Below are 24,922 nucleotides of genomic sequence, written 5' to 3'. Positions count from 1 at the left end.
TCGGTATGCGTGTTGTCGTGGTCGGCGGCGGGATCGGTGGACTCGCGCTGGGGGCGGGATTGCGCCGCCGGGGGTACGAGGTGGCGGTGTTCGACCGCGACACCGACGTGGCGGCGACAGGCGGTTACCACATCACCCTGGACGAGCGGGCCCAGTCAGCGCTGCGGGAGTTGGTGGCGCCGCAGATCATGCGGCGGCTGCTGGCGTCGGCCTCGGCGCTGCGGCTGCGCGACCGCGAGGCGTTCTGGGACCGTCGCGGCCGGCTACTCGGCCGCGGGCCGGATCTCAGCGGCGCTGCCGGCGTCGACATCGACCGGATCACCCTGCGCATGCTGTTGGCCGAGGCGGCCGGCGACGACCTGCATTTGGGGCGGACCGTGTCCGGCGTCGGCCAAGGCGACGACGGTGCGCCCCGAGTGCTGTTCACCGACGCCACAGATGTCTCGGCGGATCTGGTGGTGGGCGCGGACGGTACCCACTCCCTGGTTGCCCAACACCTGGCGGGAGGCCCGACAAACAGCCCGGCCGGCATCATCGGGTTCTCCGGCCGCACGCTGCGCACCGACCTGAGCCCCAGTGAACAGCAACGGCTCGGGCCACGATCAGGGCTGGCGATCGGCCCGCGCGGGGCGGCACTCTACGTCGGCTTCCTCGACCCGGTTGGCAACGCCGCGCTCGACGCGCCCGAACTGAGGATGTCCCTCACCACCGGCCCCACCTACATCTGGGGCGCCATGTTCCCCGAATCCGCCGCGACCGACTCCCTGCGCGACCTGCACGACGGCGCGTTGCAGGCCGAGCTCGTGAGACATTTCCGCGAGCGGGGCTGGGCCGAGCACACCCTTGAGGTCATCGCCCGCGCCGACCCGCACAGCCTGGCCGCGTACCGCTTCAACGCCGCCTCGACCCGAGCCGGCGATCTCGCACCATGGCCCACAGGCCGTATCACCGCGCTCGGTGATGCCGTCCACGCCACACCACCCACTGCCGGAATGGGGGCCGGCGCGGCCATCCGCGATGCTGCCTCGCTGCTTCAGCACCTGGGCGACGTCACTGACGGCGGTACCACGTTGACCGAGGCCGTGAACCGATTCGAGGCGGGCATGCGCCGGCGCGGCAGCGAGATCCTCACCCTGGCCATGAGAACGGTCCGCTTGGTCCTGGCCACCGACACCACACTCGGCGCCGCCGCTACCGCCGTGATTACCCCGACCCTGGCTGCAGTCGCCCGGCTGCGTCATTGACGACGAGTGTCGGTGCAAGCCGCGCGGCTCAGTCCTCGCCGCCGTCGTCATCGTCGTGCAGCTCTACCGCCTCCGGGTCACGCACAGACCGCAGGCCCTCACTCGGGACGGACGCGGTGAAGCTGCACCGGCCCAGCACGTTGAGGCTGCGGTGCCTGAGCCGGGGCAGCCGGGCGAAGTCCCAGAGAATGGCAGAGCTGCTGCCCTTCCCCTCGCGTTTGTCCCGTGTCTCCTCCGCCGTACGGCTGCCGGACATCGCCCTGGCAGGGTCTCGGGGTGTCCTGTCTCGGTGCGGTGAACCAGCGAAATATTGAGACAGGGCCGGCGCCTTCGTCTCAACCGACCTGGTTCGTGGAGGTCGTCTTCGTGGCTTCCTGTTCGGCGGCGAACTCGTCCAGGAGCTGGAAGAGGACGGTGATCGCGTGCCTATCGTCCTCGGGCGGTAGTTCTCACTGGCTGTCCCAGCCGCCAGGGAGCGCGATGTGCAAAACCTGGCCAGGCCAGGCGTGATTGCAGTCCTCGCCTCGTCGAGTGACGAGCCACTCATGCCAGCCGGCGAGTCCGGGGGCGCCGTGGCGGATCGCGTGCTGGTCGTAGCCGGTGACGAATGCGGTCAGCGCGTGGAAGGACGTTCCTCCGACGAACATGCCCGGCCGCCGGCCGACACAGGCGAAGTACTCGCGTTCACTCATCTCCGAAAGCTGCTTCATCAGGTCCTCCTCGCGCCGTCTGGATCAGGCGTTGTCGGCGGTGGGGTGGAGAACGGCTTCGGCGATCTCGCGGACCCGGTCCAGGGTGATACCGGTTCGTTGTTCGACCGCGAGGGGGTGGTCTGTGGGCTCCAGCTCGATGAGAGGACGCTGGCCGACTGGGCGGGTATGGATGTGGGTCTTCAGGTTGATGGTGGTGGGTGAGTAAAGGGAGAGATCGGTGCTCAGCCAGCCGAAGTACGGCTTCTCGGCTTCGCGGCCCGGGGTGTCCCATCTGTCCGCGGCGCGAGCGAAGTTCTCACGGCTCAATGAAACCCAGACCGCCCAAGAGAACACGTCGTCGCTGCCAATGACCGGTATCTCGATCAAGCCCTTGACGAAGTAGTGCTGGGCCTGGATGACGCACTGGTCCGAGCTGAGCAGGCTGTCCGAACGATCCGAGAAGCTCTCATCCCACACGTAAGGGGCGGTGGTTGAGTAGCTCATCGGGAGCTCCGGGTGCTGCGCCCCGCAGCAGGAGCACGTGAAACCGAGATCGCTGGTCATGGCCGGGATCGTAGTCGGGCCCAGGAGGCCGCCGCGTCCGGGCCGCCGGTCGTGACCCTGCCGCAGTGCAGACGGGCGCCGGAGTGCCCTGGCCAGCAGTTGATCAGATTGAGGGAGACGGCGCTGGGCTTCGCTTTCTGTGAGCCTGGTTGGATTCCCGTATGACGGATTGGTCGAGGCTCGGCCATGCGTACGGCTCTGCGGAGGACATACCTGCTCTGCTGGAGCGGATCGCATCGGATCCGACCTCGGAGCGCTGGAATGACCTCTGGTCGGCCCTGTGCCATCAGGGCAGTGTGTACTCGGCCAGCTTCGCAGCACTGCCCTGGCTGGTCGGCGTAGCCAGCACGGCCGACCGCGAGCAAGCACTTCGTGCGCTGAACCTGGCGGGCGCGATCATGGCGGGTGCCGACCAGCCGCATGGGGCCGGCGATGTCCGCGCGAAGCAGTCGGCCCACGTGGCGATCTTGCTTTCGCTGGCGAATGAGCACCTTCGGACGGCTGCCGATCGCAGTGAGTACGCCTACCTTCTGGAAGACGTACTGAGCTTGGAGGGCGTCACCGGCTGGAGCGAGGACTTGGCGTGGGGGCTCACGAACGAGGAGTACGAGGTCTCCTGCCCTGGCTGTGCAGCGGGCCTGTTCATTGTCCTCGGTGAGCGTGGGTTCTTTTCAACCAGTGGTGATTACGCGCTGTCGGACGACGACGTGGAGATGAAGCCTCTGCGCCCCGCCGACCCCACCGGCCTGACCGGCGTCGGTCGCCGTCTCCACGACGTCGCGCTCGCCGACGGTCAGGAAGAGGTCGCCCACATGTTGACCTACGTCTTCGGCGATGCGACCTGCCCGGACTGCGAAGCAGACTTCTCAGTGGCTGCTCAGATCAGTGCCAACTGGCCTAACGCGCTGGGATGATTCGGCTACCGCTTCGACGCGCACGGCAATTTGTCTGGATTCGGTCAGGAACTTCCTGGGCAAAGTGGCGGGCAGCGGCGGTGAGGGGAGAGATGACGGTCCTGCTTTCCGCCGTCCTCTATCCGAGTGTGAGCATCGCCTCGGTGACCTCGCCGACTGCCGCATCGGGGATCGCAGTGGCGGCCTCCTTGAGGACCAGCAGCCGTGCCCCGGGGATCTCGCGCGCGATCGCCTCGCCGTTGCCGACGGGGAAGAACCGGTTGCGGCGGCCGTGGACAACGAGCGTGGGGACCTTGATCTCGGTCAGGCGCTCGCGCCAGCGGGGTTTGCAGTCGAGCCTGGAAAACACCATGCCCATCTGGTTGGCCATCTGGACCGGGGGTGCGGTGCCAGGCGTGCGGTCCCAGATGCGCGCAGCGATCGCGCGTGCGGCGACGGGGTCGTCGCCGAGGATTTCCGCGCCGGCGGCGGCGAACTCCGCAACCGCCTCGCGGTCAGTCCAATCGGGCATCGGACGCGCGAACAGCCGGCTCATCGTCGCCTGGTCATGGTCGGGGAGGTCATCGTCGGGCGGACCAGGGGCAACCGCGCGGGTGCCGACCAGGGTGAGCGCCGAGAACGCGCCCGGATGGTCGAGCACGGCCACCTGGGCGACCATCCCGCCGACGCCGATCCCCGCGAGGTGCGCAGGCCCCCCGCCGAGCGCGTCAGCAAGGGCCGCAGCGTCGGCGGCGAGGCCGCGCAGGGTGTAGGCGGGCGCCTCCGGATCCGTCGTCGTCGACTCCCCGCTGTCGCGCAGGTCATAGCGCACCACACGGCGCCCTCCGGCGGCGAGGCGCTCGCACAGCGCATCGGGCCAGGAAAGCATCGTCGTCCCGCCCGCGAGCAGGACCAGTGGCGCGTCCTCGTCACCGAACGACTCGATGCCCAAGGCGATCTCATTGGCGTTGACAGTGGTCATCGGATCACCCTCAGGACGTCGTAGGTCAGGTGCGTCGCGGTCGACGCCGACATCACGCTCCACTGCCGCAGGGCCTCGCCGCCGGTGCCCAGACCGTTGTCCGGGCCGGGTTCGGGCCCGGTGACGAAGCCGTCGAGAGAGACCAAGGTGTGAGCGATGATTCGAGTCATGCCAGGACAGACCCGACCCGCCGTCTAAACTCATCGCTCACGCTGCAGCGGGTCTCCCACACGTTCGATGCAAAGAAGTCGCGCCGATGGGTCAGCGAGGGGGCGATCAGCCAGAGCGAGGTCCCTGCCGCACCGGCAGGGGCCTACGCTGTTGGTGAGCCGGCCCGATTCACTGACCGCGCCTGCCGTCCTCGGGTATCCAAGTGCCCGTATGCGTCGTATGCACGTTCGGTTAGGCTGGCCTTGCCTGGCATGCGGACCCTGGCGTGCGGGTTCGGGTTCCGGTGCCACAGGTGGGAGGCCGGAGGACGGAACGGGCAGAGGTGGGTCGCAGGTGAGAGACGGTGATCGGGGTTGTGCGCGTCGTGCGGCCGCTCGGGCGGCACGCCCATGAGGACGGGGGACGCGGGTTCCGGCCCCGTTCCCGGGGCGAGGCATCGTGGATAGGATCGCGCTCACGGCCGGAGCCCTGTACGTCATCGTTCTGCTCCGCGCCGGAGGGACGTTCGCCGTCGGGTGGCTCGCCGGCGCCGGTGCCCGGCGCAGCAGGTTCGCCGGGCGGACCTCCTCGGCGAAGTTCCGGCGCGCCGAGCGGGCGATCCAGCGGTGGGGCGCGCCGGTGGTGGCCGTCTCGTTCCTGACCGTTGGCCTCCAGACCGCCGCCAACTTCCTCGCGGGCAGCATGCGCATGCCGTTGACGCGCTACCTCCCTGCCCTGTTCGTGGGCGGAGCGGCCTGGGCGCTGATCTACGCAACTGCGGGGGTCGGCGTGCTCGAAGTGCTGGAGAGGCTTTTCGCCCAGCGGACGGCCCTCGGGGTGTCAGCTGTGGCCGTCCTGCTCGTCGCGGTGTGCGGGGTGGTCGTGCACCGCAGAAGAAGGGCGGCCCTGCCCTCCGGCGACGCCGCGACCGACGAAGCGTGAGCCCGTGCCGCGAGGGCAGGTGCGGCGGCGGACGAGACGTACGCACGACACCAGCTCTCCTCGGACGAGCTCCCTGGGGCACCGGTCGAACTCCGAGGCAGTGCGGGAGCGGCTGGTGGCCACTTCGACGAAGCGCATCACGATTTCCCAGGAACGTTCAGGCCAGCCACGGAACGGCAAACCCGACATCGGACCAGTTCCTATGGCGCTATTCTGACCGGCACGCGCCGCGGCGAGCTCCCTGGCCACCCTGGGGTGGTTCGTGTGGTGGCAGCGCCCCAGCCGGATCTCCAGACGGCGGGCCGTCTCCGCATATCCGGGGGCCCGCCGGGAGTGGGCATGATCGTGCCACTCCACTGCGAAGTCATCGTCCTCCGGAGTGCCGAATCCGCCTGCCATCCAGTACATAGATCACTGTCACGCCACCAGGTTGGGCGAGGCCGTTCAGGTGCCGTCCTGGTCCTTCAACCGCGCGGTGGGGCGGTGTAGGGGACACCGGAGTGAGCGACCAGCGAAGGGGGAAGGGGGTTGCCGTCGGGACCGTCAGTGAGCCAGGAGTCCTGGCCCAGGGGCACCAGTTCGTACAGGTTGGTCACCTCGACGGTGATCTCGCCGCTGAGCGTGCCCGTGCGCACGTCGATCAGGTGTAGCGGAACCACTCCTCCTCGTCCTGGCCCTCACCGCCCAGTGACGACGGCCAGGCCGGGCGTTCGGGTACGTCTTGAGTACGGTCCGCGAGGAGTGCGCGGCGATCACGGACGCGCTGGACCAGGCCGGCGTCCACCTGACGCCCGCGCAGATCTCAGTGCAGCTCGCGGCAGGGGGAATCGACCTTCACCCGCGTGCACGGAGAACGCTTATCGGAACCGCGGAGCTGCTGACAGCCGGGGCGATGATGGATCGCCGTCGACACCGTAGGCAAACAGCGTGCGGCATGGCAGGAGAGCAGCGACATGCCGGGCCGGACACCGGGCGACCGCAGACGCGGACGGCGGCGAGGTTCGGCCGGCGGCCGACCAGGCGAGCGGCACAGCACCGGGCGGTGGCCACCCGATACGACAAGCGTTGCTACGTCTACCTCGACACCGCCACCGCGGCGGCCCTCACCATTGGCTCCGAACATGATCGACCGGACAAGTGTGAACGGGTGGGGTGAGTCCCGTCAGGCCACATCCCATGTCCCCCACCCTGAGTTTCGGTTAGCCTCTTTCTGATCTACTCTGTGCGATCACGATGTCCGAAACCCGGGAGCCTCTTTTCACGCGCGATTTCCAGATCCGCGTCCAGGGCGCTCAACCGGACCGGATTTCGCCGGTCGTCAATGACGACGACACGCAGCACCGTGCCGACAAGGGCGCCTTGGTCACCCGACGGCCACGTCGGGCTCTTCGTGTTGTCGACGAACCCACGGGAGCCGTCCCGCGACTCGACTTCCAGCCCCCAGGCCCGCACAGCGACCACGGTCACCTCGACTTCATGGTGCAGAAGGAAATCCATCACCGTTACCCTTTCCCCCCTTTCAGGCACTCACGACGCACGGTGAGCGAGTTGAACTCCGGCAGCCGGTCGACCGGAATCACCAACTCGGTGCGGCACTGTGACGAACCGGTGGCTCGGGACGCTGCTGTGTGCCAACCGGCTTCTCCTGACGCTGCGGGGCGAAGGCCACCGGCAGGCTCGTCAGGCGGCGCGCCATCCAGGTGCCCACGACCCGCACGTGATCGTCTTCGACGGCGAGGCGCAGGTCTGGGATGCGCTCCAGGAGCAGGTCGATGCCCGTTTCCGCGATGGAGCGGCCGAGGTCCTGGCCAGGGCATTCGTGCACGCCCGCGCCGAAGGCGAGGTGGGAGCGGTTGCCCTGCATCGGGACCGTCAGGTCGGGGCGTATGGCCGGGTCGACGTTGCCGGCCGCCAGGCCGAGCATCACCATGTCACCGGCCATGATCCGGGTGCCGCCGAGCTGTGTGTCGCCCGTGGCCCAGCGGGTCGGCACCACGGCGAGGGGCGGGTGGTCCCACAGGACCTGCTCCAGCGCGTCTGGGAGGGTCATCTGGCCGCCCGAGAGGTGGCCGCGGAAGCGCCCGTCGGTCAGGACCATGCGCAGCGCGCTGGCGATGAGGTTGGCCGTCGGCTCCAGCGCGGCGACCAGCACCAGACGCAGATGCTCGCGGACTTCCTCGTCGGTGAGTGCGGCCGGGTGGTCCAGCAGGTGACTGGCGAGGTCGTCACCGGGGTGCTGCTTCTTGCGTTCCACCAGCTCGCGCACCAGCTCGACCACGAGCTGGTTGCTCGCCAGGGCGGTCTCGCCGCCGCTGATCATGTCCGTCACCGCCGCGCCCACGGTGAGGGCGTCGTCCTCCCGTATCCCGAGCTGCTGGCAGATGACCAGTGCCGGCAGTTTCCTCGCGAAGTCGGCCACGAGGTCGGCCCGCCCGGCCGGAGCGAAGTCGCCGATGAGGCGGGTCGTGTAGCGGGTGATGTACCGGCGCAGCCGGTGGCGGTTCACGCGCGCCAGGCTTTCCGTGACCGCATGGCGCAGACGGGCGTGCTCCGCCCCGTCGGTCAGCGCCACGAGTGGCTGCCATGCGGTGATGGGGAGCAGAGGCGAGTCCGGTGCGAGGGATCCTTCCCGGATGGCGCGCCAGTGGCGGGAGTCGGAGGAGAAGCGGCTGGAACGCATCACCTCCAGGTTCTCCCGGTGCCCCAGCACCAGCCAGGCCGGCACATCCCCGTACAGCAGGACGGGCGCCACAGCCCCGTGTTCGGTGCGAAGCTGCTCGTACAGCGCGTATGGCTGAGCCTCGGCCTCGGGGCCGTACAGCGGACGCAGGCCACGGGAGGCCTGGGCGTGCGCGGGACAGCCGGCAGGGGCCATCGACGCGGTGGGTCCGGACGGGGCGGGGGGCGGGGTAGTCACGGGGCCTCCGAGCAGCGGCAGGGCTCACCTGGAGAGGAGCCGTACCGAGAGTGACGATGGGTCAGCAGGGCGCAGCCTACTGGTGCCGTGCGCCTGCCAGGAGAGCGGCCCCCTGTCTGAACTGGGGTAGAGCAGTCGCAGACTTGGGTAGCGAGGATCTTGCTCGTGGCTCGACGCCGCGATCAATGAGACCGCCGCCCCCCGCCCACTGCGCACCGGACAAGACCTGCCCCGTGTACCCGTCAGAGAGGACTCTCTGTATGTCGTCAGTTACTGAGCTGCGGCCCATCACGTCCGTCCCCCGCGCGCCGGGAGCCATACCGCTCCTGGGCCACGCCCTTGCCCTGTGGCGTGATCCACTCGGTTTCTTGTCATCACTGCACCAGCAGGGCGACGACCTGATACGCGTTGACCTGGGCACCCTGCCGATGTACGTGGTGACCACGCCCGACCTCGTCCACGAGGTCACAGTCCGGCAGGCCGGCAGCTTCGAGAAGGGCCGCTTCTTCGACCGGCTGCGGCCCTTGGCGGGCAACGGGCTCGCCAACTCGGACGGCGAGCTGCACATGAAGCACCGCCGGATGATCCAGCCCATGTTCTCCCGGGACCGCATCACCGGTTACTCCGAGATCATGAGCAGCAACGCCCGTGCCCTTGCCGACTCGTGGGAGCCGGGCGACGTCATCGACCTGGAACCGGCCATGGCCGGATACGCGGTCGAGACCCTGGCGCGCACCCTGTTCTCCACCGACATCGGCCTGCCCGCCGTCGACGCCGTCCGCAAGAACCTGCCGGTACTGCTGACGAACCTGCTCGTACGCGCGGCGTCCCCGAAGGTGCTGGACCGGCTGCCGATCCCCGCCAACCGCCGTTTCGACAAGGCGGCGGCCAACCTCCGCGCGGTCATCGACGAGGTGATAGCCACCTCCCGTGCGGCCGGCCCCACAGACCATGACGATCTGCTCTCCCTGCTCCTGGCCGCCCAAGATCCCGAGAGCGGCACCCATCTGTCGGACGAGAATGTCCGTGACGAGCTCTCGACGATCCTGTTCGCCGGCGCGGAGACCACGGCCGCGACCCTGGCCTGGACCTTCCACGAGTTGGCCGCCCGCCCCGACGTGGAGGAAGGGCTGATCGCCGAGATCCGCGAGGTCGTCGGCGACGGGCCGGTCACCGCCCTGCACGTCCCCGAACTGAAGGGCATACGCCGGGTGATCGATGAGGTTATCCGGCTGCACGGCGTCACGCTCCTGATGCGGCGGACCACCGTGCCCGTGAACCTGGGCGGGGTCGAGATGCCGACCGGCACCGAGGTCGCCTTCAGCCTGTACGCCCTGCACCGGGACGCCCGTCTGTACGAGAACGCCGACGCGTTCGACCCGGACCGGTGGCTGCCCGAACGGCAGGCTCAAGGACCGGGCCGGCGAGCCTACATTCCCTTCGGGGCGGGCAACCGCCGGTGCATCGGTGACCTCTTCGTCTGGACCGAGGCGACCATCGCCATCGCGACCATCCTCCGCCAGTGGAAGCTCGTCCCCGTGCCCGGGCACACGCCGCGCGAGGTCGCCTCGGCGGTCGCGCACGCCGATCGCATCCCCATGACCCTCGTCGCCCGGCCGTAGCCGTTCCGGCCCGGCGCGCCCCCGTCTCACACGGCGAGGCCGAGTCCGCCGGGCCCACGTCAGTCAGCGGGCACTGATAAGCCGCTCCCGCCGGGGCCGGGGTGCCACCAGGGGCTCCATGGGAGTCGGCCCGGGCGGCACCACCTCCCACCACCACGAGACCGAGTCGATCCCCAGCGGCTCGGCGCTGTCGTCGGTGGGCTTGTCCGTGAAGACCGTGGGGAGCCCGGCCGGGTCCTCGGGCGTGGTGTACCGGATGGAGCTGACACCCCAGTCCTGCGAGCCGCGGATGAAGTGACGTAGACCCGCCATGTACTGCCGCATCTGCGGGCTGCCCACGGCCGAGAGGTGGTCGGCAAGGCGGACGAACGCCACCAGTACGCGGTCCCGCTGTGCGATGGCCGTGGCCATCGCCTCCTGGGGAGTGAGGCCGCCGGCCTCCAGGACCCTGAGAACGTTCAGGTAATAGCCGTGCCCGGCCCGCTCCTTGTGGTCGCTGAGGATGTCGTTGTCCCACGTGATGACGAAGGACGCCATCTCCTCGGCTGCTCGTACGGCCCGGTAGTCACGCTCGTACGGCTGGAGCTCGTAGCCGTGGGCCATCTCCAGCAGGGGGAACACCACCGTCGTGGCTCCGTCGTACAGCCGCATCAGGGTGTAGTCGGTGAGGCTGGGCACCGTGCCGGCACTGCGGTGGGACGCCTCCCACACCACTGAGAAGAAGTACTCACGGAGATGGCCGACCCACCGCGCGGCCTGGCTTGCGGTGCCGTACATGTCGACCCGTTCCCGCAGGTCGCGCAGACCACCGGCCAGCGGGTCGTCCAGCAGCAGAGGCGCTTCCGGGTTCTGCCCGACACGCAGGAGGCGCTGAAGCGTTTCGGCAAGCTCCCCCGGGCGCCGACCCAGGTCACCCTCCTCGCAGCAGCCGTCGTCCACGCCGAACAGCCACAGCACGAAGTCGGCCATCAGGCTCACTACTTCCTCGCGGCCGTGCGGCATGACGCGCGCGGCGAAGGTGCCGATCTCGTGCTGGACCAGCCGTCGGCGTAGCTCATCGGAGCCTATCTTGTGGGACTGGGCCCACAGCGCCGTGCGCACGTCGAACTCGGCGTGCTGCGGGTGGATGGCCGGCGGGATGGGGGAGAAGAGCGGCGGGACTATCACGGGCGGGGTCTCCATCTGTTGCGGGTGACGCGGCTGCCGTCAACTCGACGCGCCTCGTACACCCGTTCCTGCACCTCAACCGTGATCATCCGGCACACACATGGCTTGATCCAGTATGACTAACCGTCCCATATGCACTATGCCGCTCAAGGGTCCCACCGAGCGTCCACGCGGCTACGAGGGAGGTGGTGGGGTCGGTCCCGCTCCTGCCTCGGGTGCGTGAAGGGCCGCCATGGGGACAGGACTACCTCACGTCACGCTCTGAGGATCCCGCGCGCCCTGGGGACACGGGGCGCCGCCGGTCAGCGGGCTCGTCCTGCCGGGCGGCAGTCAGCTACTCCCCGGTGAGGGCGTAGACCACCGCCATGTCCTGGTCGTCGGGCAGCCCCTGCTCAGACCAGTAAGTCTTCTCATCGTTTGCCGGGACCAGTCGACGTGGACGGGGCAGCGGTCGGCGGTCACCGCGCCCGTGCGCGATGAGGACGGTTGCCTCGTAGCGGACCGCGAGCTTGTCATACCAAGTGGCGACGGCGCGGTGTCCTTTGAGGCGGCTGATCCCGCACTCGACCGCGTGGCGCCTGCGGTAGTCGGCCGGGTCGCAATGCGGCGGCCGACCGCGATGGGAGCTGGGCTTCCGGCGGTTGCGCGGCTGGTCGGCCTTGTCCGGGATGCTCCAGCGGATGGCCGTCGGACGGTGACGGTCGGATCCCCTACATAGCGCGGGCACCAGCCCGAAACCAAGGTGGCTTCGTCCAGGAGAGGACGTGGACGAAGCCGGACGTCCAAGCCGTGCCGGAGGATTTCATACTTCGGTCGCAGGCGTGCAGACCAATGGCTGACGACAAGGTGTGCCGCCGCTCGCCAGTGTGGGGACCACGTCGCAGCGGGGCGAGGTCATGGAGGCTGCGACAGGCGGACACGTGAGGAGCCATGGTGCGCAGCGAGGGAATCAGCCGGGCGCAGTTTCTGGTGGGGGCAGGTGCGGCCGGGGTCGCGGCGGCGGCGGGGTCTGTCCTGCCTGCTGAGCGGGCCGAGGCGGCTGGGACGGCGGGCCGGGAAGCGCGTCGGCGGGGGCTGACCTACCGGGGCGTGTGCTACGAGGTCGCAGAAGGCGAGACGCCGGGAACGGCGTGGAGCGCGGCGAGGATGCGCAAGGACTTACGGGTGATCAAAGAGGAACTGCATGCCAGCTCCGTCAAGGTCACCGGTGACGGCGTCGACCGGCTCACGGCCACGTCGTCGGAAGCGGCGGAGCGTGGGCTGCATGTCTGGCTCGAGCCGACGCTGGGTGACCGCCCGGAGCGGGAGATCCTCGACCACCTGGCGGAGGCGGGGAGGCATGCCGAGCGGCTGCGGCGGCAAGGCGCCCGCGTTCTGCTCAGCGTCGGCTGCGAGTTCTGGCTGTACGTGCCGGGCATCGTGCCCGGCGACGATGTCACGGAGCGGATCAAGAACCTGCTCGCCGGGAACTTCGACCCGGATCGGATGAGGCGGCGGCTGCACAGCTTCACCGCGCGGGCCGCAAAGACGGGCAGGTCCGTCTTCCGCGGGGAGATGTCCTACGCCGCGGCGCAGGATGATGAAGTCGACTGGAGCCTCTTCGACATCGTGGGCATCGACTACTACTCGTTCTTCCCGTGCCGGGCCGACTATGTCCGCGAGCTCACGACGTACCAGCGCTGGGGGAAGCCGGTGGCCATCTCCGAGTTCGGCACGTGCACGTTCAAGGGCGCTCCCCAGCAGGGCGGCATGGGGTGGAACAACGTCGACTACGACAAGCAGCCGCCTGAGATCACCGGCAAACTGGTGCGCAGCGAGCGGACCCAGGCCGCGTACCTCGCCGATATGCTTGAGGTGTTCGAGTCGATGGGCCTGTATGCGGCCATGGCGTACACCTTCGTCACACCCGACGCCCCCCACTCGCCCGAGCCGCGCTACGACCTTGACATGGCCAGCTACAGCATCGTCAAGGCGATCAAGGACAGGCCCCACGATCCCGAATCCGACTGGCACTGGGAGCCCAAGCAGGCATTCCACGCACTGGCCCGGCACTACGACCGGGCACGTTGCCGGCCGGCACCGTGACGTGCCTGCCGGGCGGGCGGTGGGCGTCGAGCTCCTCGGTGCCCTCCGGCCGCTCAGCGACGATCTTCGGCTTGGCGTCAATGGAGTTCAGGACGGCGATACGGCCTCGGTGGTCGCCGGGACAGGGCCGCCAACAAGTGGTAGGGGGCGTCCGACCGGAAGTCGAAGTCGTCCAAGGGACCACGACGAGACCAGCGGTGAGTTCGAGATCCGAGCGTACCTCTACGAGGGGGACGCTATCGGCCTCCGCTGGCTCCGCGAGACCAAGGAAGGCGGACATCAAGACCGTTCGGGTTTGCGAGCAAGAAAGGTGGCGAAGGTCCTCTTGCCCCCTTCACTGGGTTCCTCGACCAGACGCGCGGTGAGGACGAGCCCGGCCTGCTTCAGGAGTTCGGCAATCCGATCAGGCGGCAACAGGTAGGACTCGTAGGAAACCGGATGACCACCGTATGCCTGTGTGGGACGTAGATGCTGGCCGGCCCCTACGTGGCCGGCCAGCATCAAACAGCCGCCGGGCGCGAGAGTGCGGTAGAACTCGCCGAACACCACGGGCAGCAGCGCCGGCGGTGTGTGGTGGGTGGAGTAGTACGCGAGGATGCCGCCGAGGCCGTCGTCCTCGATCGGGAGCGAGGTCATCGAGCCGACGCTGAAAGGCAGATCCGGGTAGGCATTACGGGCCAGCTCGACCATGGCGGGCGATAGGTCCATGCCGAACGCAGGCACGTGCCGCTCGGCAAGGTAGGCCGTGACTTTGCCGGGCCCGCATCCCAGGTCGGCGACGGGTCCGAGGTCGGCCGTTCGCACCACCTCCGCGAACACGTCCAGCATCCCTCGTGACAGCGGATCCAGCTCCGCCGGGGGCTTGACCTGTGCGAAGTAGTCGGCGGCGACCGTGTCGTACGACTCACGGACGGCGGCTAGGTAGGAGAGGTCGGGCATGCGGGCGACTCTAGTGAGGGCCCGCATGCCAAGGTGATCACTTTCTTGGTCCGGAAAGGGGACAGCAGACATCGCGGCCGGCGCAGTCGTATACGCCGTGCAGGACGGGATGGAGAAGACCGAGCGGGAGTCGCTACGGGTTGCCTCCGAGGAAACCTTCCCGCGCAGACCGAGGCCACCGGCGGGCCGCGGAACTGCCCGGCGGTAAGGGCCGTACGCCGGGCAGCCGACCGCCCAGCCGACTCCGCCGGCGACCGCCCAGGATCCGGGTCATCAAGTCCGGGCTCGCTGATCCCGCTTGGGGGACGGCGGAGCCGCCCGGTAGGCATGGCACGTCGTTTCGGGCTCGACGGTGTTCCGCTCCTGGTTGAATCTCGGTTCGAACGCCGGTTGCCTCTCAGGAGATGGAACGGATCCAACCGTGGAAAGCGCAGTGGGAGATCTTCGGAGGATGGCGACGGACGGTGCCGGTCTCCTCGCGCTGATCGAAGCACTCAGGCGTGACGACACGTTCCATCTGACCCCGTTGCACCTGCTGAGGGTGCTCGACGAGGCATTCGGGATCCCCCTGCCGGAGTCACGCGGTCTGCTGGAGTTCTTCGGTCCCGATCTCCGGCCCCTGGTGCCGGAGGCCGAGGCCGACCGGAGAGCCGAGGCGCTGCTGTCGCGTTACGTTGCGCGAGCGCGGTAGGCGGCGAGCCTGCTTGCGCGGGCGGCACGCAAAGCGGGGGGCGCAGCCCGGTGTCGGCTTCATGGGGGCGACAGCCGAGCGGCACGACGGCCCGGCGGTGGCAGCCCAGCGCCGCCGCCGGACGTGGGAACGCCGCGGTGGGCCGCTGGACTGTCACGGCGCCCCAGGGCCACCGGGGCGGGGGCGGGTGGTCAGAAGGCGAAGGCCGCGTTGCCGTTCAACGTTGCGGACATGGCGCAGGCGTTGGAGAAGGTGTGCTTCCACGAGATGCGGCTGCCCTGCCACACGCCGTCCGCGGTGACGGTGACGGGGTCGTAGTGCATCGGGCACGCGCGGTTCGGGTCCGGCGTGGCAAGGAGGGTGTCGAGGTTGCCGGAGGTGGCGGCGAGCGCCGCGCAGGCGGCCTGGGGGTTGGGGTGCGTTCCCTGGGCGGTCGGGGCGCAGCTCAGGGTGGACGCCTTCAGGACGGTGGCGCCGTCCTCGCCCTGGGCGACGGCGAGGACCACGGCGGACGGGGCGTACAGGGAGGCGGGTCGGGCTTCCGCGACGCCGGTGGCGGAGGCCATGGCGAGAAGGGTGGCGAGGGAAGCAGCAGCGACGTTTCGACGCACGAGGTGACTCGCTTTCAAATTGAAGGGTAAACCTGTTAGTTGCCTGCGCTTGATGGGTTGAACGTCGATGAGTTTGTCGGGTGTGAAGGTTGAGTGCACATCGGTGACCGATTTACAGACATCCCGTTCGAATATCGGCGACCACATGGCCGTTCAGGCAGCTCAGAGGGGCAGTGCGCCCTGCGCGACGACGTGTGGACGGAGGGTGACGCCGACGGGCCGCCCGTACCGGGGCGCCCTGACCAGCCATCCGTCGCGCCCGGTTCATCCAACGTCCATCCAAGCTGGCCGGATAGTGCCGAACCGCGCACAAGGGCCGCGTTGGGTCATGCGGCTCACCTGTCCGGGTGGCCTGTAGTGCCGGTGCTGGGCGGGTCGGCCGGGTGTGTGTGCCACGGCTTCGATACTCGCCCGGTGACTGATAACCCCCACACGGCCCCTGGAGTGTCACGGCGCAGCGTCATGGCGGGCATGGGCGCGGCGACAGCGGCGTCCGCCCTTGTAGGCGCGGGCGCGTCTGCTGCCACGGCGGCGCGAGCGGGCGGCCGTGGTCGGCCGGTTCTGGTGCGCGGCACGATTCTGCACTTCCTCAAGGACCCTGGGGAGACGTCCGACCCGCGGGCGTGGGAGGTGTTCGAGGACGGGGTGCTGGCCGTCGACGCGGAGGGCAAGGTGGCCTGGGCCGGTCCGGCCGGCCGGCTTCCGTACCGGCTGCGCGAAGGCGCGAGGCACGAGGACCACCGCGGGAAGCTGATCGTGCCGGGCTTCGTCGACACCCATGTGCACGCCAGCCAGGTCGACATCATCGCCTCGTACGGCGAGCAACTGCTGCAGTGGCTGGAGAAGTACGTCTTTCCCGCCGAGGCGAAGTTCGGTGACCGGGCACACGCGCGTGCGGTGAGCGGCTTCTTCCTGGACCGGCTGCTGGCGGCCGGGACCACGACCGCGAGTGTCTTCCCCACCGTGCATCCGGTATCGGTCGACGCCTTCTTCGAGCAGGCCGCCGAGCGCAATCTGCGCATGCTGTGCGGGAAGGTCCTGATGGACCGTGAGCCCTACGCGCCCGCGTACCTGCGGGACTCCAGCACCGACCAGGCGGAGCGGGAGACACGCGAGTTGATCGACCGCTGGCACGGCAGGGGCCGACTGGGCTACAGCCTCACCCCGAGGTTCGCCCCCACCTCCACCGAGCGGCTGCTGACCATGGTCGGCCGGCTCCACCGGGACCATCCCGATCTGTGGCTCCAGACGCACGTGTCCGAGAACAAGGACGAGGTCGCCCTGGTCAAGAAGCTGTTCGGCGGCCGCTCGTACGTGGACGTCTACGACCGGTACGGGCTGGTGACCAGCAAGTCGCTGTTCGCCCACGGCATCCACATCGACGACACCGACCGCTCCCGGCTGGCCGACGCCGGGTCGGCCATCGCGTTCTGCCCCACGTCCAACCTTTTCCTCGGCAGTGGCCTCTTCGACCTGCACTCCGCCCGCAGGCAGAAGGTGAACGTCGGCATGGGGACCGACATCGGAGCGGGCACCAGCTACTCCATGCTGCAAACCCTCAACGAGGCGTACAAGGTCACCGCCCTGCGCGGACGGGGGCTGTCCGCCTACCGAGGCTTCTACCTCGCCACCCTCGGCGGCGCCCGGGCGCTCGACCTCGACCATGTGATCGGCAACTTCGCCCCCGGCAAGGAGGCCGACTTCACCGTCCTGGACTGGGCCGCCGACCCCACGCTGGCCCGCCGCACGGACATGGCCAAGACCTTCGACGAACGGCTCTTCGCCCTGATGATCCTCGGAGGCGAACAGGCCGTCGCCGCCACCTACGTCCTGGGCAACCGCGTCTACGAGCGGCAGCCCTGAGCCCGACGTCCACGAACGTCCACGGCGCCGCCGCCGCACTGCGGCGGGCGGCGGGCGGCCGGATGCACTCCGGCCTGCACGGCAGCCGCTGCCGCTGATGGTGTACGAAGTACTTCATGCGCGAACAGAACCAGGCCGCGACCGTCCGCGTCTTCATAGCCCTCGCACCGCCCGACGACGCCAAGGAGGAACTGGCGCAGGCGCTGCGGCCCGCCTATGACGCCTACCCGCGCATGCGGTGGAACCGCGTCGAGGACTGGCACATCACCCTGGCGTTCCTCGGTGAGCTGCCGAAGCCGGCTGTTTCCCTCCTGCGGCAGCCGCTCGCGGAACTCGCGGCGAGGCGCCAACCCCTGCGCCTGGCCTTGCGCGGCAGCGGACACTTCGACGAGCGTGTGCTGTGGAGCGGGATCGGCGGGGACCTCGAGGGGCTGCGGCTTCTCGCGGGAGAGGTGCGTACGCTGGTCAAGGAGCACGGGGTCACCTTCTCGGACCGGCCGCTGAACCCCCACCTGACGCTGGCCCGTTCGCGCCGTGACGATGATTCCAGCGTGGTACGGGCCGCCACGGAACTCTGCGGGTTCAGCGGCCGCACCTGGCGGGCCGAACGGCTGCACCTGGTCGGCAGCAACTTCGGCCGCGGCCCCGGTCCGATCCACTACCGCGACATCGAGGCCTGGCCCTTCGGCAGCGCCGGATGCGGGCAGGGCAAGGACGTGGGCCACGCCGTGACGGCACCAGGCGGGTGGATGACGGGGTGTTCCTGCTGACGCCTCAAGGGGTCGCCGTCACGTCGGTGTACGCCACGGCGTGGATACCCGCCCGGTCCAGCGTTGTGCCCTCGGTGTGGGCGGCGGCGTAGGCCTGCGGGCCGAGCGCGGTGCGGGCGGCGGTCATGGCGCGGTTCACGTCAGCGCGTTCCGCGGGAGGCAGCGGGGCGCCGACCGACGTGCGGGCGGCTTCGGCCGCGCCCAGCAGGAGTGCCGCCCGGCGGTGGTGGCCGGCGAGGGTGAAGGCACCGGCCAGGCCCTCCAGGGCGAGCGCACGCGCGCGTGGGTCGCCCAGGTCGTCGGCCGCCTCCAGGCCATGGAGGTGAAGCGCGCGGGCCGTGGCGGCGTCGCCCCGGTGTTCGGCGACGAAGCCGAGTTCCTCCGCGACGGCCAGCCCCTCGCGGTGCAGCCGGCCGGCCGCCTCGTAGTCGCCGCGGATTTCGCCGAGCGCCGCCAGGGGGAAGACGGTCTGGAGCCACCCCCAGCGGTCACCGGCCGCACGGAACAGCCTCGCGCTCTACGCGCCGTCGCGCCGGACGGCCGCCAGGTCACCGCGGGCCATGGCGTGCCGCGCGCGCACGCTCAACGCCGCGGCCCTCCCCCAGCGCCGTGAATTCGTCCGCAACGCCACCGGACTGGCCCACATCCTCGGCGCGTCACGCGCCCAGGGCGTCAGCACCGGTCTCCTGGCCCCGCTGCACGCTCTCTTCCAGCAGCAGATCGCCCAGGGCCACGCGGCGGCCAGCCTGTCCCGCACGATCGAGTCCCTCCGTCCCGTGTCCCGGCCGGCGTGAACCGGAGCTGCTCGGCCAGGCCCGCGCCGGGTCGAGGCGGCCGTCATTCGCCGGGCGAGCACTATGCGTTCCGGTATTGGTCGCGGACTTCGGGGCATTGGTGGAAGCCGGCGGACCTGTAGGTGGCGACGGCGCCGGCATTGGAGCTCGGGGTGCAGACGATCGCGCTCGACGAGCCCAGCTCCCGGAGCGCGGCGGCCGCGGCGAGGGTGATCGCCCTGCCGTGGCCGTGACGGCGATGTTCCCGGTGCACGCCCATCGGTTCGAGCAACCCGGGCCTGCCCGGACCGGCCGACCACACCGTCACGGCCGCCACCGCGTTGCCCTGGCCGTCGTAGGCGACCAGACACCGGGCGTCGGCGTACGGCAATCCGGCCGCCATCGCGAGCCAGCGTTCGTCCGTGAACCTCGACCCGTCGAACGCCGCCCGCTGTACGGCGGCGAACACGTGCGCCCGCTCCGGCCCGACCAGCTCGATCCGCACGCCTAGGTCCTTCACCGGCTCCGTGAGGTCGCGGCGCAGCGGCGTCCACGGCTCATCGACGTTCCAGCCGCCCTCGAACAGCAGATCTCGCACCCGTGCACCCATCGGCGCCTCGACGTTCACCTTCCCCTCCGGCAACACGCCGCGTTCCGGCTCGGTCACGTCCTCGACCAACCGCCGCGCCAGCTCCTCGTCCCGCTGAGCGTCCGGCGCGATCGTCAGCCGCAGCAGCCCGGGACCGTCCAGCAGCCCGACGGCGAGAACCCGTCCGTCCCGGCTCCACGTCCTGACCGCCGCCGCGGTCGCTTCCGCACCCGACCGCCAGAACCAGCCCAGGTCCCCCGGATGCAGTTGCATCGGCGCCCCGTCGGACTGCCACTCCCGCAGCACGCCCACAGCCTCGCTCAGCCCCTCGACCCCCGGCTTGCCCAACACAATGGCCATGCGCCCGATCACACACCACCGCACCGGCAGTCCGCACCCGGTTTCCGACCAGCCACTGCACGGTGGGTGTGGGCGGGTAGGGTTTCGGGCCGGTGCCTGACCAGGGGTGCCGCCTGCGAATGAGGGGAAGCATGCCGTCCGGGAAGAGTGCACCATCCGGCGACTCCCGCGTGGGTGAGCGGACGGGGGCCGGGCCGCTGTGGTGGGGGAGCCCGCGCAGCATGCTGTTCGACCTTGGCATCGCCCTGGGCTGTGCGCTCGTTCCGGCGATGACACTGGAGGCCTCCGCGGAGCCGTCGACGCTCGCGTGGCTGGCGGTGTACCTCGTGCTGTGTCTGGCGACGGTGGTGCGCCGGCGTTGGCCGGCGGTGTTGGGTGCGGCGGTTGTGGTGGGCGCTCCTGTGCATCTGCTCATGCCCACGCTGCTGACGTACCTGTTGCCCGGCGTATGCCTGTACGCCGTCGCACGGTATGGCCGCAGCCGCCTCGTACTGGCCCTGCTGTCGGTGGCGATCGTGGTGCGGCTGGCCGCCGCGCGAGCCGTCCTGTTCGAGTCGGATGCCGTCAGCGGCATGCTGTGGCACATCCCGGGTGAGGCCCTTTTCCTTGCCGCGCCGGTGGTTCTGGGCCTGTACACCAGGGCGCGGGTGATGGTGCTGGAGAACCTTCGGGACAAGGCCGAGCGGCTGGAGCGCGAGCAGCACCTGATGGCATGGCGGGCCCGTATGGAGGAGAGGACCCGGATCGCACGCGAGATGCACGACGTGGTCGCGCACCGGGTGAGCCTCATGGTGATCCACGCCGGTGCGATCGAGGTCACCGAGGGGGTTCCCGAGCAGGCCACGCGGAGCGCGCGGCTGGTGGGCGAGATCGGGCGGCAGGCGGTGGAAGAGCTGCGCGAGGTCCTGGCCGTGCTGCGGCCGGACAAGGAGCAGGCGGAGGAAGCGGCGCCCCGCAGTCCCCAGCCCACGCTGGATGATCTTTCCGTGCTGGTCGAGCAGTCCCGTACCGCGGGGATGAACGTCGACGTGACGTTCTCCGGTGCCCGTCGCCCGCTGGATCCGGGCTGCGAGCGCACGGCGTACCGCCTGGTCCAGGAGGCGCTGACCAACATCCACAAGCACGCGGGGGAAGGTGCCACCGCCCGGGTCCACGTGCGCTACGAGCCGGACACGCTGCACGTCGCCGTGGAGAACGACGCCCCCACCGGGCCCGCGTACGCGCCGCTGCCGAGCGGCGGCCACGGCCTCACCGGTCTGCGCGAACGCGTTACCGTCCTGGGCGGCGTCTTCGACGCCGGCCCACGAGCCGACGGCGGCTTCCGGGTGTCCGCCGCGCTTCCGACGAAAGAGACCACACCATGAGGGTTCGCGTACTGCTGGCGGACGACGAGGACCTGGTCAGGTCCGGCATGAGCATGATCTTGCAGGCGGACCCGGACATCGAGGTGGTGGCCGAGGCCGCCGACGGCGCGGAGGCGGTCCAACTGGTGCGCGCCCACCGGCCGGATGTGGTGCTGATGGACATCCGGATGCCGGTCGTGGACGGGCTCACCGCCACCACCGAGATCACCAGGCTGCCCGACGCGCCCAGGGTCGTGGTTCTCACGACGTTCGACCTCGACGAATACGTGCACGCCGCGTTGCAGGCCGGGGCGACGGGCTTCCTGCTGAAGAACACTCCGCCCCGTGAGCTGGCTCGCGCGGTCAAGGCCGTGTACGACGGCGACGCGATGCTCGCCCCGTCGGTGACCCGCCGCCTCATCCAGGACTTCGTCGGTCGTGACACCTCTCGCCAGGCGAAGGCCCGCAGCCGGCTGGCCGGACTGACCGAACGCGAGACCGAGGTCCTGCGGCTGCTGGCGGAAGGGAAGTCCAACGCCGACATCGGCACGTGCCTCTTCATGAGTGAGGCCACGGTGAAGACTCACGTCAGCAGGGTGCTGGCCAAGCTGAAGTGCGCCAACCGCGTCCAGGCGGCGATCGTCGCCCACGACGCGGGCCTGCTGCGGTAGCACTCCGTTGCGGAGGGCGGCGGGAGGCGGGCGGGTCGGCGGGCCGCCTGTCAGATGTCGCGTTTGCCCACCGCGTACACGGCACCGCCCATGCACGCGACGACCCATGCGCACAGCACGGCGAAACCGGTCCACGGGTGCAGGCCGTCCAGCATCGGGCCGGGCTGCATGATGGCCCAGCCCGCGTTGCCCGGGCCGAGGCCGGCCGGCAGGAACCGCTGCACGCCGCCGAAGGCCGGGCCGAGCAGGAAGAACGGGACCACGTAGACCAGCGCGGCCATGGTGATGATGCCGCCGGCCGTGCTGCGCGCGACGGTGGCCACGGCGAAGGTGAGCAGGGCGAGTGCGCTCAGGTAGAGCCCGCCTCCCAGAACCGTCCGCACGATGCCGGGGTCCGTGAGCGAGCCGGAGACCTCGGGCGCCAGGGCGTAGCCGACGGCGAACGCGACCGCGTTCACCACCGCGCCGGTGACCAGGGCGATCGCCGACACGACCAGTGCCTTGGCGGCGAGCCATCGCCTGCGCCGGGGCACGGCCGTCAGGGAGGTGCGGATCATTCCGGTGCCGTACTCGCTGCCGATCGCCGATGCGGCGAGCACCACGATGGCGAGTTGTCCGGCGGCCACACCGATGGTGCTGTGCATGACGACCCGGTCGATCGCCACCGGGACGTCCGGCGCCGCGGCGTCGCCGTTGCGGTCCAGCGCGACCAGGGTGGCGATGCCGACGGTGACGAGGGCGAAGAGGGCCAGGCACCACACGGTCGAGCCGACGGTGCGGAGTTTGATCCACTCGGAACGGACCAGGTCGGTGAAGGACGGCTGGGGGCGAGTCGTCCGGCCGGGGTGGGGCGTGGCAGCGGTGCTGGTCATGCGCTGTCTGTCTCCTGTGGGGTGTGGTGGTGGGGTGGGGGTTCGCGTCGCGGCACGCCCGCCGGTCAGCGCGGCGGGGGCATGGTGCCCCGGTAGTCCACGCTCTGGCCGGTCAGTTCCATGAAGGCGTCCTCCAGCGAGGCGCGCCGGACGGTCAGCTCGTGCAGCAGGGCTCCGCACGCGGCGGCGGCCTCGGCGATGCGTTCCGGGTCCAGGCCGGTGACCAGAAGGGTTCCCGCGTCGTCGGCGGTGACGTGTCCGCCGGCGCGGCCAAGCGCTCCGACGAGTTCGACGGCGTGCGGGGAACGCACCCGGACCGCGTTGCGCGAGCTGCGCGCGATGAAGTCCCGCATGCTCACGTCCGCGATCAGCCTGCCGCGGCCGACGACCACCAGGTGGTCGGCGGTCATCTCCATCTCGCTCATCAGGTGGCTGGACACGAACACCGTCCGCCCTTCGGCGGCAAGGCCCTTCATCAGGTCGCGGATCCAGCGCACGCCTTCCGGGTCCAGCCCGTTGACCGGCTCGTCGAGCAGGAGCACCCCCGGGTCGCCGAGCAGCGCGGCGGCGACCGTCAGCCGCTGGCTCATCCCCAGCGAGAAGCCGCCCACCCGCTTGTGGGCCACGCCGGCGAGGCCGGTGATCTCCAGTACCTCGTCCACCCGGCGGCGAGCGATCCGGTTGCTGCTCGCCAGGGCCCACAGGTGCCCACGGGCCGTCCGGCCGGGATGGGCGGCCCTGACATCGAGCACCGCCCCGACCTCCCGCATCGGATGGGCCAGGCGGGAGTACGGCCTGCCGCCCACCCACGCGTGGCCGGCATCCGGGGCGGCCAGGCCGAGAAGCATCCGCATGGTCGTGGTCTTGCCCGCGCCGTTCGGCCCCAGGAACCCCGTGACCCGGCCCGCGCGCACCGTGAACGACAACCCGTCCACCGCGGCCTTTCCGCCGTAGCGTTTTGTCAGCTCCCTGACCTCCAGCGCACCCGCGTCCATCGAGGCTCCTTCCCGAAGATGTCTACGTCCTCGACACCGTAGGAATCGCGCCCGCCCCTCCGGGACCCCCGAGCGGATGGCGCTGCCGCGCCGAAAGTCGCTGTTCCGGACGCCCGCCGTCATACGATCGGCGGATGTGGCGCAGCCGGTCTTCGTGCGGGCGGGCCCCGGGAAAGATCCGTCATCGTGCGCTGCGCAGCTCCAGAAGGTATGCCGCGGTCAGCGCGACGCCACGGTCCTCGTCATGTGACAGATCCGCGAGAGCCCGTGACGTGGTGCTCCCCGGGATATCCGCGAGCGCCTGTGTCAGCCGTCGACGTGCGGGCGTTTCGATGGTGCCGTTGGCCAGGCGGTCAACGAGGCTGGTGGCGATCCGATCCGCCGACGCGGGATCACTCGCCAGCGCGTGCAGTGCGTCGGCCGCGTCGACGTCGTTCATGCCCTCGACGATCATGTCGATGAGCGTCGGGACCGCGTCGGACACTCCACGTGACCCGAGTACCAGAGCCGCGCATCCGCGGACCGCGAGGTCGGCGTCCGTGAGGGCGTCCCGCAGCAGTGCGGTCGCCTCATCGGCCGGGATCTCGGCGATGGACTGGACGGCTCGTTCGCGCACGTCGGCCACGGGTGAGCGAAGTCCCTGTGCCAGCAGGGCCAGTCCACCGTCGCCCGATTGCGCCAGAGCCCACCGGAGGGCTCCGGCGACGTTCGGGTCCGTCTCGCTCAGCGCCGCCTCGACCAGGGCTTCCACCGGCACCGCGACCTCCTCGACGGAGGCCAGGGCAGCGCGCTGGCGCTTCCCGGCGCTCTCCGACCCCAGGGCGTGGAGGAGTGCGACGGTCTGGAGGACGTCCTCCCAGCCGGCGGGTTCCGCGGCACCGATGCGACGGAGTCGCGTGAGCAGCTCCGTCTCGCGCGCGATGCGTTCTCGCGTCTGGCGGATGAGGTCGTCGACGAGCTGTGAGGGCTTGAAGCCGGGATCATCCAGCGCGCGCCCAACCTCACGCAGTGACAGCCCCAGTGACCGCAGGCTCTCGATGTGGAAGATTCGCCGGATGTCCTCGCTGGAGTACTCCCGATATCCGGCCCCGGTACGACCCGTCGGCCGCACCAGGCCGAGCGCGTCGTAATGTCTGAGCATGCGGGCGCTGACCCCGGACCGCCGTGCCACATCACCGATCAACACT

25 protein-coding genes and 2 pseudogenes are annotated in these 24,922 nt (G+C 70.0%); 11 read left to right on the top strand and 16 right to left on the bottom strand.

Annotated elements, in window-relative coordinates; translation table 11 throughout:
* The first annotated feature begins 5 nt into the window (after positions 1 to 5).
* Positions 6 to 1,244 carry an FAD-dependent monooxygenase gene (locus AB0J57_RS33865; protein ID WP_366132243.1) on the top strand — a complete coding sequence of 413 codons (1,239 nt, stop codon included), beginning with the start codon at positions 6 to 8 and terminating at the stop codon, positions 1,242 to 1,244.
* A 28-nt stretch (positions 1,245 to 1,272) separates the two neighbouring features.
* Here AB0J57_RS33865 and AB0J57_RS33860 read toward each other — a convergent pair whose 3' ends face one another.
* The 3 genes from AB0J57_RS33860 to AB0J57_RS33850 all read right to left on the bottom strand — a co-directional run bounded on the left by AB0J57_RS33860 (position 1,273) and on the right by AB0J57_RS33850 (position 2,440).
* Positions 1,273 to 1,500, bottom strand: coding sequence for a hypothetical protein (locus tag AB0J57_RS33860; RefSeq protein WP_366132241.1), 228 nt, complete (start codon positions 1,498 to 1,500; stop codon positions 1,273 to 1,275).
* Between the two features lie 193 nt (positions 1,501 to 1,693).
* Positions 1,694 to 1,954 carry a hypothetical protein gene (locus tag AB0J57_RS33855; protein ID WP_366132240.1) on the bottom strand — a complete coding sequence of 87 codons (261 nt, stop codon included), beginning with the start codon at positions 1,952 to 1,954 and terminating at the stop codon, positions 1,694 to 1,696.
* 24 nt (positions 1,955 to 1,978) lie between these two features.
* Positions 1,979 to 2,440 (bottom strand): DUF2199 domain-containing protein, encoded by a 462-nt coding sequence (locus tag AB0J57_RS33850; protein WP_366132253.1) that lies wholly within the window; start codon positions 2,438 to 2,440, stop codon positions 1,979 to 1,981.
* A 221-nt stretch (positions 2,441 to 2,661) separates the two neighbouring features.
* Between AB0J57_RS33850 and AB0J57_RS33845 the strand changes: the two genes are divergently transcribed.
* Entirely contained in the window at positions 2,662 to 3,414 is a 753-nt protein-coding gene (locus AB0J57_RS33845; RefSeq protein ID WP_366132239.1) for a hypothetical protein, read from the top strand.
* Positions 3,415 to 3,532: 118 nt separating this feature from the next.
* Here AB0J57_RS33845 and AB0J57_RS33840 read toward each other — a convergent pair whose 3' ends face one another.
* Both AB0J57_RS33840 and AB0J57_RS33835 read right to left on the bottom strand, forming a co-directional pair.
* Complete coding sequence (locus AB0J57_RS33840; protein WP_366132238.1) at positions 3,533 to 4,375, bottom strand: alpha/beta hydrolase; 843 nt, start codon at positions 4,373 to 4,375, stop codon at positions 3,533 to 3,535.
* Between the two features lie 56 nt (positions 4,376 to 4,431).
* Positions 4,432 to 4,545 (bottom strand): annotated as a pseudogene (locus tag AB0J57_RS33835) (dihydrofolate reductase); the annotation flags it as partial.
* 439 nt (positions 4,546 to 4,984) lie between these two features.
* Here AB0J57_RS33835 and AB0J57_RS33830 point away from each other — a divergent pair.
* Entirely contained in the window at positions 4,985 to 5,467 is a 483-nt protein-coding gene (locus AB0J57_RS33830) for a VTT domain-containing protein (protein WP_366132237.1), read from the top strand.
* A gap of 464 nt (positions 5,468 to 5,931) precedes the next feature.
* Here AB0J57_RS33830 and AB0J57_RS33825 read toward each other — a convergent pair whose 3' ends face one another.
* From AB0J57_RS33825 to AB0J57_RS33815, 3 genes are all read right to left on the bottom strand, one after another.
* Entirely contained in the window at positions 5,932 to 6,126 is a 195-nt protein-coding gene (locus tag AB0J57_RS33825) for a hypothetical protein (RefSeq protein ID WP_366132236.1), read from the bottom strand.
* A 556-nt stretch (positions 6,127 to 6,682) separates the two neighbouring features.
* The gene (locus AB0J57_RS33820; RefSeq protein WP_366132235.1) at positions 6,683 to 6,964 is read right to left on the bottom strand and encodes a hypothetical protein; all 282 of its coding nucleotides are present in this window, start codon (positions 6,962 to 6,964) and stop codon (positions 6,683 to 6,685) included.
* A gap of 79 nt (positions 6,965 to 7,043) precedes the next feature.
* Positions 7,044 to 8,384, bottom strand: a complete 1,341-nt coding sequence (locus tag AB0J57_RS33815) for a cytochrome P450 (RefSeq protein ID WP_366132234.1) — start codon at positions 8,382 to 8,384, stop codon at positions 7,044 to 7,046.
* A 260-nt stretch (positions 8,385 to 8,644) separates the two neighbouring features.
* Here AB0J57_RS33815 and AB0J57_RS33810 point away from each other — a divergent pair, with 260 nt between their 5' ends.
* Positions 8,645 to 10,006 (top strand): cytochrome P450, encoded by a 1,362-nt coding sequence (locus tag AB0J57_RS33810; RefSeq protein ID WP_366132232.1) that lies wholly within the window; start codon positions 8,645 to 8,647, stop codon positions 10,004 to 10,006.
* 63 nt (positions 10,007 to 10,069) lie between these two features.
* On the opposite strand, the gene AB0J57_RS33805 is transcribed toward AB0J57_RS33810, so the two are convergent.
* Positions 10,070 to 11,188, bottom strand: coding sequence for a selina-4(15),7(11)-diene synthase (locus AB0J57_RS33805; RefSeq protein ID WP_366132231.1), 1,119 nt, complete (start codon positions 11,186 to 11,188; stop codon positions 10,070 to 10,072).
* Positions 11,189 to 12,103: 915 nt separating this feature from the next.
* Between AB0J57_RS33805 and AB0J57_RS33800 the strand changes: the two genes are divergently transcribed.
* Positions 12,104 to 13,258 carry an abortive phage infection protein gene (locus tag AB0J57_RS33800; protein WP_366132230.1) on the top strand — a complete coding sequence of 385 codons (1,155 nt, stop codon included), beginning with the start codon at positions 12,104 to 12,106 and terminating at the stop codon, positions 13,256 to 13,258.
* A 279-nt stretch (positions 13,259 to 13,537) separates the two neighbouring features.
* Here AB0J57_RS33800 and AB0J57_RS33795 read toward each other — a convergent pair whose 3' ends face one another.
* Positions 13,538 to 14,197, bottom strand: coding sequence for a class I SAM-dependent methyltransferase (locus tag AB0J57_RS33795; RefSeq protein ID WP_366132229.1), 660 nt, complete (start codon positions 14,195 to 14,197; stop codon positions 13,538 to 13,540).
* Between the two features lie 451 nt (positions 14,198 to 14,648).
* Between AB0J57_RS33795 and AB0J57_RS33790 the strand changes: the two genes are divergently transcribed.
* Positions 14,649 to 14,888, top strand: a complete 240-nt coding sequence (locus tag AB0J57_RS33790; RefSeq protein WP_366132228.1) for a hypothetical protein — start codon at positions 14,649 to 14,651, stop codon at positions 14,886 to 14,888.
* A gap of 191 nt (positions 14,889 to 15,079) precedes the next feature.
* On the opposite strand, the gene AB0J57_RS33785 is transcribed toward AB0J57_RS33790, so the two are convergent.
* The gene (locus AB0J57_RS33785) at positions 15,080 to 15,454 is read right to left on the bottom strand and encodes a subtilase-type protease inhibitor (protein ID WP_366132227.1); all 375 of its coding nucleotides are present in this window, start codon (positions 15,452 to 15,454) and stop codon (positions 15,080 to 15,082) included.
* A 609-nt stretch (positions 15,455 to 16,063) separates the two neighbouring features.
* On the opposite strand from AB0J57_RS33785, the gene guaD reads away from it, so the two are divergent.
* Both guaD and thpR read left to right on the top strand, forming a co-directional pair.
* Complete coding sequence (gene guaD, locus AB0J57_RS33780) at positions 16,064 to 17,362, top strand: guanine deaminase (RefSeq protein WP_366132226.1); 1,299 nt, start codon at positions 16,064 to 16,066, stop codon at positions 17,360 to 17,362.
* Positions 17,363 to 17,478: 116 nt separating this feature from the next.
* A complete protein-coding gene (thpR, locus tag AB0J57_RS33775; RefSeq protein ID WP_366132225.1) occupies positions 17,479 to 18,132 on the top strand; it encodes an RNA 2',3'-cyclic phosphodiesterase in 654 nt (217 codons plus the stop codon).
* Positions 18,133 to 18,136: 4 nt separating this feature from the next.
* On the opposite strand, the pseudogene AB0J57_RS33770 reads toward thpR, so the two are convergent.
* Positions 18,137 to 18,739: pseudogene (locus AB0J57_RS33770) on the bottom strand (AfsR/SARP family transcriptional regulator); the annotation flags it as partial.
* Between AB0J57_RS33770 and AB0J57_RS33765 the strand changes: the two are divergent.
* Positions 18,693 to 18,926: a hypothetical protein gene (locus AB0J57_RS33765; RefSeq protein WP_366132224.1), complete on the top strand. Its 234-nt coding sequence runs from the start codon at positions 18,693 to 18,695 to the stop codon at positions 18,924 to 18,926. The pseudogene AB0J57_RS33770 and the gene AB0J57_RS33765 overlap by 47 nt on opposite strands.
* Before the next feature lie 61 nt (positions 18,927 to 18,987).
* On the opposite strand, the gene AB0J57_RS33760 is transcribed toward AB0J57_RS33765, so the two are convergent.
* Positions 18,988 to 19,854 (bottom strand): GNAT family N-acetyltransferase, encoded by an 867-nt coding sequence (locus tag AB0J57_RS33760; RefSeq protein WP_366132222.1) that lies wholly within the window; start codon positions 19,852 to 19,854, stop codon positions 18,988 to 18,990.
* 221 nt (positions 19,855 to 20,075) lie between these two features.
* Between AB0J57_RS33760 and AB0J57_RS33755 the strand changes: the two genes are divergently transcribed.
* Together AB0J57_RS33755 and AB0J57_RS33750 are read left to right on the top strand one after the other, a co-directional pair.
* Positions 20,076 to 21,218, top strand: a complete 1,143-nt coding sequence (locus AB0J57_RS33755) for a histidine kinase (protein ID WP_366132221.1) — start codon at positions 20,076 to 20,078, stop codon at positions 21,216 to 21,218.
* Positions 21,215 to 21,868, top strand: a complete 654-nt coding sequence (locus AB0J57_RS33750; protein ID WP_366132220.1) for a response regulator transcription factor — start codon at positions 21,215 to 21,217, stop codon at positions 21,866 to 21,868. Before AB0J57_RS33755 ends, AB0J57_RS33750 begins: the two co-directional genes overlap by 4 nt.
* Positions 21,869 to 21,918: 50 nt before the next feature.
* On the opposite strand, the gene AB0J57_RS33745 is transcribed toward AB0J57_RS33750, so the two are convergent.
* The 3 genes from AB0J57_RS33745 to AB0J57_RS33735 all read right to left on the bottom strand — a co-directional run bounded on the left by AB0J57_RS33745 (position 21,919) and on the right by AB0J57_RS33735 (position 24,921).
* Positions 21,919 to 22,740 (bottom strand): ABC transporter permease, encoded by an 822-nt coding sequence (locus AB0J57_RS33745; protein WP_366132219.1) that lies wholly within the window; start codon positions 22,738 to 22,740, stop codon positions 21,919 to 21,921.
* A 65-nt stretch (positions 22,741 to 22,805) separates the two neighbouring features.
* Positions 22,806 to 23,735, bottom strand: a complete 930-nt coding sequence (locus AB0J57_RS33740) for an ATP-binding cassette domain-containing protein (protein WP_366132218.1) — start codon at positions 23,733 to 23,735, stop codon at positions 22,806 to 22,808.
* Between the two features lie 181 nt (positions 23,736 to 23,916).
* On the bottom strand, positions 23,917 to 24,921 hold the full coding sequence (locus tag AB0J57_RS33735) for a MerR family transcriptional regulator (protein WP_366132216.1): 1,005 nt from the start codon (positions 24,919 to 24,921) through the stop codon (positions 23,917 to 23,919).
* Position 24,922 lies beyond the last annotated feature (1 nt).

Source organism: Streptomyces sp. NPDC049837, from assembly GCF_040674455.1.
Taxonomy (GTDB): domain Bacteria; phylum Actinomycetota; class Actinomycetes; order Streptomycetales; family Streptomycetaceae; genus Streptomyces.
This window is presented reverse-complemented; position numbering and strand designations above follow the sequence as displayed.